Below are 11,007 nucleotides of genomic sequence, written 5' to 3' on the forward strand. Positions count from 1 at the left end.
CCTATGTAATCGGTATGAAGCTTTCGATAAAAATAAAGGCCATCATGGAAGAAACTACGAGAATGACCGTTCCTCTGATGACGCGATCGTCTCTTAGATAATGAATGCCTGTAAAAAAATATAAAAGAGCCAACACGAGTGCTACGAGATCAAAGCTTACATTCAATGAAAAAAACCAATTGGACAAGACAAGAACAAGAGCGGCTAGCGCGAAGAGCAACTCCAAAAACCGAATCATGCATTCGCCCCCTTCTACAAGAATAATATCATGAACCGCCCTGTTTATGAATATCCAATCCCCCTTTCGCATTCTATTGTTCCTCTCCACAATCCCATGCCTGGATAGACAAAAAAAGAAGCGGACCGACCTACGGGTGTAGATGGTTCGCTTCTTTTCTAAGTTCAAAATCTTATTTAATGATGTTATGAATCAGTGTTGGTTTCTCGACTTTTTCACCAGAAATGGTGTAAGCTTCTTTTACCTTTTGGATAGAATCATTCGGTTGCTCATCATCACTGATTAATACGACAAGAGCTTCCCCTGCCTTGACAGGATCGCCGATTTTCTTCTTCAGGCTGATTCCGACTCCGTGATTGATTTCATCATCTTTCGTCGCACGGCCTGCTCCTAGATACATGGCGGCAATACCAATGGATTCTGCATCAATAGCAGATACGAAACCATCTTGATCAGCTGTGACTTCAATTTCATGAGCCGCTCTTGGTAAACGATCCAGATCATCAATCATAGAAACGTCTCCACCCTGAGCCTCAATGAGTGTGCGAAGGGATTGGAAGGCTTTCCCGTTTTCAATATTGGCTTCGATTGCTTCATACGCTTCTTCATATGAAGAGAACTTCTCAGCAAGCACAGCCATATGGGAAGCGATTTCAAGTGAAAGCAAACGTAAGTCTTCTACATTCTTCCCTTGTAGAATTTCTGCCGCTTCTTTAATTTCATTCGCATTCCCGACTTCATAGCCAAGTGGCTGATTCATGTCACTAATGACAGCTACGGTGTTACGTCCCAGGTTGTTTCCGATGTTCACCATCTCACGAGCCAGGGCTTCAGAGTCTTCAAGTGTTTTCATAAAAGCTCCAGAACCTGTTTTCACATCAAGGACGATACTGTCTGCACCTGAGGCAATTTTCTTACTCATGATAGAACCAGCGATCAATGGTAAGGAATTCACGGTACCCGTCACGTCTCTCAAAGCGTACAATTTTTTGTCTGCAGGGGCCAGGTTTCCAGTTTGACCTGCAACCGCAAGCTTGTGTGTATTAACATTCTCAATGAATTTCTCTTTAGTCATCTCAATTTCAAGGCCTTTGATGGACTCTAATTTATCAAGCGTTCCACCTGTATGCCCAAGGCCACGGCCTGACATTTTAGCAACAGGGATGCCGACAGAAGCAACGAGTGGTCCAACGATAAATGTTACTTTATCACCTACACCACCTGTGGAGTGCTTATCGACTTTTTTACCTTCGATTGCTGAAAGGTCGATGGTTTCTCCAGAGTCCACCATCGCTTGTGTCAGCGTAGCTGTTTCTTCTGCAGTCATGCCTTGGAAGTAAATCGCCATCGTGAAAGCAGATGCCTGATAGTCAGGAATCTCTCCTTTTGTGTAACCTTCAACGAAGAATTCAATTTCTTCTTTCGTCAGTTCCCCGCCATCGCGTTTTTTTACAATAATGTCGTACATTCTCATCTCGATCACCCTTTACTTAAAAGTTTAAATGCGAAAGCGCCTCACAAAGACGCTTTCGATTTTTTATGCTGGTAATGTTTTTAGAAGCTCTTTCACGAACCCTAGGAAATCTTCACGCACTTGAGCCGTCGTTTCGATGACTTCATCATGGGTAAGCGGCTGATCTAAGATTCCAGCAGCCATATTGGAAATACAAGAGATACCAAGCACTCGGATTCCTGCATGGTTGGCGACCATCACTTCTGGGACGGTGGACATTCCGACGGCATCTCCGCCGAGTGTACGCAGCATACGTACTTCTGCGCCTGTCTCATAGGCAGGTCCTGTGTTTCCTACATAAACCCCTTCCTGTACTTGAAGGTTCAAACGCTCGGCTGACTGTTTTGCATGATCGATCAAAGCGCGATCATACGCTTCAGACATATCAGGGAAACGTGGACCAAGATCCTCATCATTCGGGCCGATCAGCGGGCTGTCTCCCATATTGTTGATATGGTCGGTGATGATCATCAAGTTCCCCGGCTTAAAGGTTTCATTAATGCCGCCAGCAGCGTTTGTAACGAATAGTGTTTCAACACCAAGAGCCTTCATTACACGTACCGGGAAAGTCACCTGTTTCATATCGTAACCTTCATAATAGTGGAAACGTCCTTGCATCGCGATAACTTGTCGTCCTTCTAATTCACCAACGACCAGCTGTCCTTTATGTCCTGAAACCGTAGATTCAGGAAAGTGAGGGATTTCCGTATAAGGAATGGTTGTCGGGTTTTGAATCTCCTCCGCCAGTACACCAAGGCCGGATCCTAGAATCAGTCCGACAGTTGGTTCATGAGTCAATTTTCCTTGAATGAATTGAGATGCTTCTTTTACTTGTGTTTGGTTCATTTTGTTTCTCCTCCCTTATCGAATATCTTTCAAAAAGCTCTTGCCGTGTTCTGGCATTTGAATTGAAAAGTTTTCAGAAACGGTCGCACCGATATCGGCAAACGTTTGGCGCTGATCAAGTTCCTGTCCTTCTTTTATGCCATTGTGATAGACAAGCAATGGAACAAGTTCACGTGTGTGATCTGTACCGTGGTGGACAGGGTCATTGCCGTGGTCTGCTGTGATAATCAGCAAATCATCATCGTTCATCTTATCCAACACTTCAGGCAGGCGGGCATCATAATCCTGCAGCGCTTCTCCATATCCTTGTGGATCACGACGGTGACCAAATTTCGCATCGAAATCGACCAGGTTCAAGAAGCTCATGCCAGTGAAATCTTTATCCAGTGTCTTCACCAGCTGATCCATCCCGTCCATATTGTCTTTCGTGCGGATCGCTTCTGTTACGCCTTCGCCGTCATAAATATCAGAAATTTTACCGATCGCGACAACATCTAGTCCTTCATCAGCCATCTCGTTCATAACTGTGCGTCCAAATGGCTTCAAGGCATAATCATGACGATTGGATGTACGTTCAAAGGCTCCCGGTTCCCCGATGAATGGGCGGGCAATGACGCGGCCAACCATATATTTTTCATCTTTTGTGATTTCACGGCAGAACTCACAGATTTCATAGAGCTCTTCCGGTGGAATGACATCTTCATGGGCAGCAATCTGTAAGACAGAATCGGCAGAAGTGTAAATGATCAAATCTCCCGTTTCCATGTGATGTTCTCCTAATTCCTTAAGGATCTCCGTCCCTGATGCCGGTTTATTCCCAACAATGCCGCGACCAGTCTTTTCTTTGATCTGGTCCAGCAGCTCATCAGGAAAACCGTCCGGGAACGTACGGAAAGGCTGGTCGATATATAGGCCCATGATTTCCCAGTGACCGGTCATCGTATCTTTTCCGTTCGACGCTTCCACCATCGTTGTGTAATGCGCTTTCGGCTTTTCCGCCTTGTCAATCCCCTGAATCTGGCTAATGTTGCTCAGTCCAAGCGATCCCATATGCGGCATGTCCAACCCGTTCATATGTTCTGCGATATGCCCCAGAGTGTGGGCTCCTTTATCATCGAACTTTTCTGCGTCCGGAGCTTCTCCTATTCCTACAGAGTCCATAACTACTAAAAATACACGTTTGAATGAATTCATCAAAGATCCCTCCTAATGTTTAATTTCCCAAATTCGTGAAAAACTACCCCATATTCTTAAGATGTAGGATGTCAGACAACTTAAAACACAAAAGAGTTTATGCCCGTGGATGATACGAGCGATAAACGTCTTTTAACCTTGTCTTGGAGACATGGGTATAGATTTGCGTCGTCGAGATGTCTGCATGCCCAAGCATTTCCTGCACAGCCCTCAGATCGGCTCCATTTTCCAACAGGTGTGTAGCGAAAGAATGGCGCAGCGTATGTGGTGTCAACTCTTTATTCACGCCCATATCCCTAGCAACCGCTTTCAATACCTTCCAAAAACCTTGCCGGGATAAGGCATTTCCGTGGTGATTGACGAAAAGCTCTTCGGTCTGCTTATGCTTCACGAGAGCATCGCGACCGACTTGCAAATAATTTTCAACCGCATCTTTAGCCATGTCACCGAGAGGGATGATCCTCTCTTTCGACCCCTTTCCTAGACAGCGGACAAAACCCATCGTCAAATGCAGATCCGTCACTTTGAGAGAAACGAGTTCCGTCACTCTTAGACCCGTGGCATACAGCATTTCGAACATCGCCTTATTCCTTGCCGAAAGTGGGTCTTTGGCGTGAATGTTCAACAACTTGTCCACATCGTCTGAAGAGAGCACTTTCGGAAGCTTCCTTTCTTTCTTCGGTGTCTCTATATGTAAGCTCGGATCGTGCTCTGTCACCTTTTCCCGGATCAGGAATTGATGAAAAAGACGAATGGATGACAATAACCGTGCGATGGTTGCTGACGAACGTCCCTGGTCATTGAGGTGATGCAAGTACTTCATAATATGGGAGCGGGTCATTTCATCCCAACTCTTCACTCCTAATTCCTGCTGTAAGAATCGATCGTACTGAGACAGATCCCGTTTATAAGATTGAATCGTGTTAGGTGATAATCCGCGCTCTACGGTTAAATAATGAAAAAAATCTTCCAGCGCATGCTGCATCGTCCATCTACTCTCCTAACCGAAAAAATATCGACAGCCGATCCGTCCATGGTTGCTCCAGGGGTTGATAGACTTTAATTGCCGTACCACCTGGCGGATCGTATCGATGCTGGCGCTCGTATTCTTCATGCACCATTCGTAAAGCCATATAAAAAACGCAAGTACAAACAGTGAATACAATCAGGACTTTGATTAAATCTCTTAAACTGTTCTTCAAACGGGTCATTGGCACTCCCCTCACTTCCGTACCTTTTTGTAAAGGATATGCCTAAATTCCCTACAAATATACGTAGAATGGTGAGAGAATACGGTGGCAGAGCCATTGAAAAAACAGATCAAGTCCCATCTAGGTTTAACGTACACGATTTTCGTTCATTTGTAAATAAAAATACAAGAGTCAGAGATTTTAGAAAACGCATACAAGGGCCGGCCCGGACAGTTCTTCCTCTGCTTTTGCTGAACGAATAGAAAACAAAATAAAAGCCACTATGTCCTCATAGCGGCGGTCTTTTTTAATCTTCGTTTGATTTTGCAGATGATGTCGTTACGGCCTGTTTTTGGCACACACGGCATATGCCGTGGAATGTCAAGCGGTGATCTTTCACTTCGAAACCCCACTGACTTTCAACGATTTTTTCTACATCCCCTAAGAGATCTTCATCGATTTCTTCCACAGATCCACACTCAATACATACGAGATGATGGTGAAAGTGTTCGGCACCTTCTTTTCTCAAGTCATATCGGGAGACGCCATCTCCGAAATTAATTTTATCGACAACTTTAAGTTCTGATAGTAATTCTAATGTTCGATAGACGGTTGCTAGACCAATTTCTGGTGCTTTCTCTTTTACGAGGAGGTAAACATCTTCCGCACTTAAGTGATCTTCTTCATTTTCCAAAAGTACCCGTACTGTGGCTTCACGCTGCGGGGTCAGCTTATAACTCTGGGAATGCAGCTGCTTTTTAATTCTATCTATACGATGTTCCATATCGTTCGTCCCTCCCTCGTAATACCAATTTCATTATAATCAGAGACAGAACGAGTGTCAAATTATAATTATTTTAATCTGTTAACGATAATCATTATTATCTGATACCCTTTACTTGTATATCCATTTCAAGACATATTCCAAAAAAGTGTTGCTGAGAAAGACTTCCACAACGGAAGAAACCATCAGGATTGCAATCAACGCTCCGAACAGTGCACTATACCTTAGAAAGCCCTTCATGATCGGCTGGTGAACCCGACGAATGAACAGCTGTTTACACAAGGTGAGTGAAAAAATCAAAGCAAGGGAGCCTGCAATCAGATATACAGGAATAATAATGACATTTTGAGGGGCAATTGAAACCGATGAAATCAACAAACCGTACCAGCCCATCTGATTGACTAGAAAACCGACGGAAAATCCGATCACCAATCCTTTGATAAAAAGTAAAACCGTGATGATCGGCATCCCGATGACAGAGATTCCTAACAAAAATAATAGAAGCATATACTTGAGATGGTAAAGAACGCTATCTTTCCACAGGGTAGCCTTTCCCGTTCCCCCGATCATCGTCTGCTGCTCAAAGAACTGCTTCAAATAGAAGAAGAGATCCTGCTTTTGGACAAAGTTCATACTGTTTACAATGACTGCCCCGAAAATCATCCCCATAAGAAATAGAACGAAAATGAACACGAAAATATTCATATGTGTTTGAACGTCGTTTTTAACCATTCGCATACCCTGCTGCATCTTTTATCCACCTTTCTCTTCACCGGTCTATGACCAATCTATGAGAGAGATGGAAAAAGTAGACCAATTCCAGCTCAGTTTCTATTGAATTCTTCCATAACGTCCTCCCCCACCCGCCTGAATGGTGAGTGTCCCTTTTCTCATGGCTATGATCCGCTCAGCCACTTGTTCAGGAATGACCGTCGTCAATTCTTCCTGAGAAACCTCATGAATGACGGCCATTTCGGTACCAAAAGCATCGATTAATTTCTCGTAGGTACGCATCCCTACTCCAGGGAGAGATGATAGAGGCACTTGATAGATATACGGAGGTCTCTCTTTCTTCTGAGAACTAGATTTCAACTCCTCCACACGGTCTTTCACGCCTTTGACGATTTTTCTGGATCCACATTCTTCACATTGAGTAGCAGAAATCTCAGCAGGCGACAGACATTTGGCACAAACGGTCTGGTGGTATTTCCCCATGGCGGGACTCATCCCATAATTGGTAAGGACTTTTCTTCCCTGTTGATTGTGTAAAGCCAGGCGCAGTTCTTCAAAATTCAATGCCTTTAAAGCCATTCGCTGATACTCGCGGGCAAGCTTCCCTAAGGAATGAGCGTCGGAGTTGGTCACGTAAGTATACGGTTCTAGCTCCCCAATCAAATCAGCCATATCTGTATCAGCGCTTAACCCAAGTTCTATGGCATCGATTTTGTCAGGATCAAGAACTTCTCGTAATGTTTCCTTCACCCCTTTTCCATAAAGGCTTTTAAAAGGAGTGAACACATGAGCGGGAATAAAGATTCCATCATGTTCTTTCACATATTGCTGGAGTTCGCGAGCGGTGCCATAAAAACGTTGAGAGCTTAAATTTATATTTTTCATCTTCTGTGAAAGCCATGCGGTGAACGCCCGCATTCGATTCATCGTTGGAAAATAACAGAGCACATGGATCGGACCGGAACAAGCCGCATCATATACTTCGATTTCAGAACCTAGAAGGAGGACCGTATCTTTATAACGGATGCCCCCTTCCTTTAATTCCACGGCTTGACCCCGATCGATCAGATCCATCATTTCTTCCTGCACGGCAGGAGCTTGAGCATCGATGACACCGACCATATCGAGCCCTTTTCGATTCGCTGCCTCTTTAAAAATATTCGAGAGTGTCAGCGATTTGGAACCTGTTATTTTCACAGGCTTTCCGTTCCAGTCCCTGCCGATATGAATATGTAGATCGACGAAAAACGTATTCATCATCTCGCATTTCTCAATTTCATATAAAGGATGGCATAGGCCGTTTTCGCATCATGGATCCGCTCTTCTTTTTCCAAAGCTTCTGCTTCCTCCACCGTCAGTTCTATTTGTTCGACGAACTCGTCCTCGTCCCCGTCCGGCTGCTCCTCCATCGGTTTGATCTGGTCCGTAAAGTAAAGATGAACGATTTCATCGGCAAACCCAGGAGAAGTATAGAAAGATGTAATGAATTCAAGGTCATCGGACGTATACCCCGTCTCTTCTTCTAATTCCCTAAGCGCACATGTTTTCGGTTCTTCACCCGGTTCAAGCTTGCCTGCAGGGATTTCGATGATGCTTTTCTCCATCGGTTTTCTGTACTGTTCCACACAAACGAGCTTTCCTTCTTCAGTAATTGCGATGACAGCTACAGCACCTGGATGGCGGATCAATTCTCGTTTAGATGTATTCCCATCGGGTAAAGTAACACTGTCGATATCCAATTGAACAATTTTCCCTTTATAAATCGTTTCGGTTTCATATGTTTTTTCTTCAAATTTTTTCAAAACATTCATCCTCTCTTGTTACTATCGTCATTTTATCACAGGAGTGGCATGGAACCGGAACAATCCGCTACAATTAAGATGGAAAGGATGATTACATGAACAAACGTCAATTAGGATCTTCAGATTTATACGTATCAGAAATCAGTCTTGGATGCATGTCGCTCGGTACCGATCATAACAAAGCAAAAGACATCATCGACCGCGCCGTCGATGCCGGCATCAATTATTTAGATACGGCCGACTTATACGATTTTGGGGAAAACGAAAAAATCGTAGGAGAAGCGGTCAAAGGAAAAAGAGACGACCTATTAATCGGAACGAAAGTCGGTAACAACTTTAATCCTGATCAAGAGGACTGGCACTGGGACCCGTCCAAAAAGCACATCAAAGAAGGTGTGAAAGACAGCCTGAAACGTCTGGGCATCGATTATATCGATCTTTATCAGCTGCATGGCGGCACCATTGATGATCCGATTGAGGAAAGCATCGAAGCTTTTGAAGAGCTCAAACAAGAAGGTCTGATCAGAGAATACGGCATCTCTTCGATTCGTCCGAATGTCATTAAAGAATATGTGGAAAAATCCAACATCGTAAGTGTCATGATGCAATATAATGCGCTGGATCGCCGCCCGGAAGAAGAAATTCTCAACCTGCTTGCAGACAATGAAATCAGTGTCCTGGCAAGGGGGCCCCTGGCAAAGGGAATGTTATCTTCGAAAGGACAAGAGAAAGCCCAAGAAAAAGCAGAAAATGGATTTTTAGAGTACAGCCAGGAAGAAGTATTGGAAATCGCGAAGCAATGGCAATCATTCACTAGTGATGAGAAAACGGCAGAGACGCTCGCGCTTCAATACGTCCTGCAAAATCCTACCGTCGCGACCGCTGTCTTCGGAGCAAGCTCCGTGGAGCAGCTGAACGACAACTTGCGCTACCTTGAGTCTCCTCCATTGACGGAGCAGATTTATAAGGAAATGAAAGCACTGACAAAAGGAATCACCTATCAAAAACACAGAGCCAGATAATCGATGACAAACAAAAGACGAGGATGCCTTTCGCAGGGGCACCCTCGTCTTTTTTCTATGGGAAGCTTGGATCAGCTATTGTCTTTCCATGTTTCCTTAAGAACACGAAGCCAATTTTTATAGGCGATCTTTTCAATGTCGTCCCTGCTCAATCCTTCCTCTTTCAATAAATTTAACAATTTCGGCACGCCAGTCACGTCCTTAAGAGCCGTCGGCACTCGGGTTCCGTCGAAATCCGAACCTAAAGCGACGTGGTTGATTCCGATGCGACCGATCATGTAATGGATATGTTTCGTGATGTCAGTTAAAGCGGCTCCTTCGTTATTCGCACCATCTTCTGTCACCATATTGGGATTAATACTGTAGGTGACCCCAACCAATCCATTCGACTCTCCGATTGCATCGATTTGTTTGTCTGTCAGGTTTCTAGTAACCGGGCATATTTGATGAGCATTGGAATGAGTAGCTACAAGGGGAGCATCACTAATGGAGGCGACATCCCAAAACCCTTTTTCATTCAAGTGGGAAAGGTCAATCATGATTCCTAATCGGTTACACTCGCGGACGAGATTTTTCCCGGCTTCCGTAAGGCCGGGCCCCGTATCTGGAGAGGAAGGAAAACGGTACGGAACTCCCTCACCGAACGCGTTTGCTCTGCTCCAGACTGGACCCACAGAACGTAACCCTACTTCATATAAGACAGACAGCGCATGTAAGTCTTTATCGATCCCCTCTGCTCCTTCGATATGTAAAATGCCGGCCATGTATTCTCCCGCAATGGCCCCTTCTATGTCCCCAACGGTACGTGCCGCTTTGAATTTCCCACCCGACTCTGCTTCCATTTTTAAGAAGCGGGCGACCATCTTATTGGTATACTCGCAAGCATAAGCATATGACAACGGACGCGGAAACGGTTTTTCATATCCCTTCTCAGTTTTGTAGGCGACAGGGAGTGGATCGGTATCAGGGTTCGGACAGAAAACGGCGTAGAAACCTGCGGCCAGACCAGAACGGTTCCCTCTCGGCCAATCAATGTGCCCTTCTTTCGTCCCTTTGAAAAAGGGCTTCACCCCATTTTCAAAGTTCATCATCGTATCATTATGCCCATCTATGAACGGCACTTTCATCTACTTCTCCTCCTTTAAAATCAACATTTTGCTCGTTCCGATTGTGGAAGACGCCGTTTCGAGATAACCGGGGTTTCGTTGCCTGATTGAGAGTCAGGGGTGGTTGGGAAGCCGCTCGCTTTCCTGCGGGGATGACGGAGAGCCTCCTCGATCTCCGCTCTGCGGGGTCTCTCCAGCCCATCCATTCCCGCGGGAGTCTCCCAGCTTCCCAACCACCCCATTCCATGTAAAAAGAAACGAACCCCTATACCAAGAGGATGTGTCTTCCACCCCACTCGGAAGCTGATATAAAACGCTTTATATCAATCCTTTCAAATCCCGAAAAGCGGAAATGGAAAGTCTATATCTTACAACTTTCGCTGTGAATAAAAGCATATGATTCCAGAAGTTGGTTCGAGACACTTATTTCGTAAGGGGCGGAGGGGAATGGGGAGACTCCTAACTTAAGTGTGGAGGCGCCTCGATCAGCGGCGTATGGACTGGACTGAGCTGGCGGAGATAAAGGAAACACGAAGAACGGAGTGATTCGATGTTGACTTATCGTACAGAAGCGAGGGAA

General features: G+C 45.0%; 12 protein-coding genes. 1 reads left to right on the top strand and 11 read right to left on the bottom strand.

The features are described from left to right. Position 1: 1 nt before the first annotated feature. The 10 genes from BLS23_RS16075 to BLS23_RS16120 form a co-directional block, all read right to left on the bottom strand. Positions 2-238, bottom strand: coding sequence for a hypothetical protein (locus BLS23_RS16075; protein ID WP_089654065.1), 237 nt, complete (start codon positions 236-238; stop codon positions 2-4). 172 nt (positions 239-410) lie between these two features. After that, positions 411-1,712 (bottom strand): pyrimidine-nucleoside phosphorylase, encoded by a 1,302-nt coding sequence (locus tag BLS23_RS16080; RefSeq protein WP_089654066.1) that lies wholly within the window; start codon positions 1,710-1,712, stop codon positions 411-413. A 63-nt stretch (positions 1,713-1,775) separates the two neighbouring features. Further along, positions 1,776-2,597, bottom strand: coding sequence for a purine-nucleoside phosphorylase (locus BLS23_RS16085; RefSeq protein WP_089654067.1), 822 nt, complete (start codon positions 2,595-2,597; stop codon positions 1,776-1,778). 15 nt (positions 2,598-2,612) lie between these two features. Continuing rightward, on the bottom strand, positions 2,613-3,791 hold the full coding sequence (gene deoB / locus BLS23_RS16090; protein ID WP_089654068.1) for a phosphopentomutase: 1,179 nt from the start codon (positions 3,789-3,791) through the stop codon (positions 2,613-2,615). A 97-nt stretch (positions 3,792-3,888) separates the two neighbouring features. After that, positions 3,889-4,776 (bottom strand): site-specific tyrosine recombinase XerD, encoded by an 888-nt coding sequence (xerD, locus tag BLS23_RS16095; RefSeq protein WP_089654069.1) that lies wholly within the window; start codon positions 4,774-4,776, stop codon positions 3,889-3,891. Between the two features lie 7 nt (positions 4,777-4,783). Continuing rightward, positions 4,784-5,002: a DUF4227 family protein gene (locus BLS23_RS16100; RefSeq protein ID WP_089654070.1), complete on the bottom strand. Its 219-nt coding sequence runs from the start codon at positions 5,000-5,002 to the stop codon at positions 4,784-4,786. A 286-nt stretch (positions 5,003-5,288) separates the two neighbouring features. Then, the gene (gene fur, locus BLS23_RS16105) at positions 5,289-5,765 is read right to left on the bottom strand and encodes a ferric iron uptake transcriptional regulator (protein ID WP_089654071.1); all 477 of its coding nucleotides are present in this window, start codon (positions 5,763-5,765) and stop codon (positions 5,289-5,291) included. 111 nt (positions 5,766-5,876) lie between these two features. Further along, positions 5,877-6,515: a stage II sporulation protein M gene (spoIIM, locus tag BLS23_RS16110; protein WP_089654072.1), complete on the bottom strand. Its 639-nt coding sequence runs from the start codon at positions 6,513-6,515 to the stop codon at positions 5,877-5,879. 81 nt (positions 6,516-6,596) lie between these two features. Continuing rightward, a complete protein-coding gene (locus tag BLS23_RS16115; protein ID WP_089654113.1) occupies positions 6,597-7,754 on the bottom strand; it encodes an endonuclease Q family protein in 1,158 nt (385 codons plus the stop codon). After that, a complete protein-coding gene (locus tag BLS23_RS16120; protein WP_089654073.1) occupies positions 7,754-8,299 on the bottom strand; it encodes an NUDIX hydrolase in 546 nt (181 codons plus the stop codon). The genes BLS23_RS16115 and BLS23_RS16120 overlap by 1 nt, the downstream gene beginning before the upstream one ends. 95 nt (positions 8,300-8,394) lie before the next feature. Here BLS23_RS16120 and BLS23_RS16125 point away from each other — a divergent pair, with 95 nt between their 5' ends. Next, positions 8,395-9,321 (top strand): aldo/keto reductase, encoded by a 927-nt coding sequence (locus BLS23_RS16125; protein ID WP_089654074.1) that lies wholly within the window; start codon positions 8,395-8,397, stop codon positions 9,319-9,321. A 71-nt stretch (positions 9,322-9,392) separates the two neighbouring features. Here BLS23_RS16125 and BLS23_RS16130 read toward each other — a convergent pair whose 3' ends face one another. After that, positions 9,393-10,448 (bottom strand): dipeptidase, encoded by a 1,056-nt coding sequence (locus BLS23_RS16130; RefSeq protein WP_089654075.1) that lies wholly within the window; start codon positions 10,446-10,448, stop codon positions 9,393-9,395. Positions 10,449-11,007: the final 559 nt, after the last annotated feature.

It is taken from the genome of Halobacillus aidingensis (assembly GCF_900104185.1).
Classification (GTDB): domain Bacteria; phylum Bacillota; class Bacilli; order Bacillales; family Halobacillaceae; genus Halobacillus; species Halobacillus aidingensis.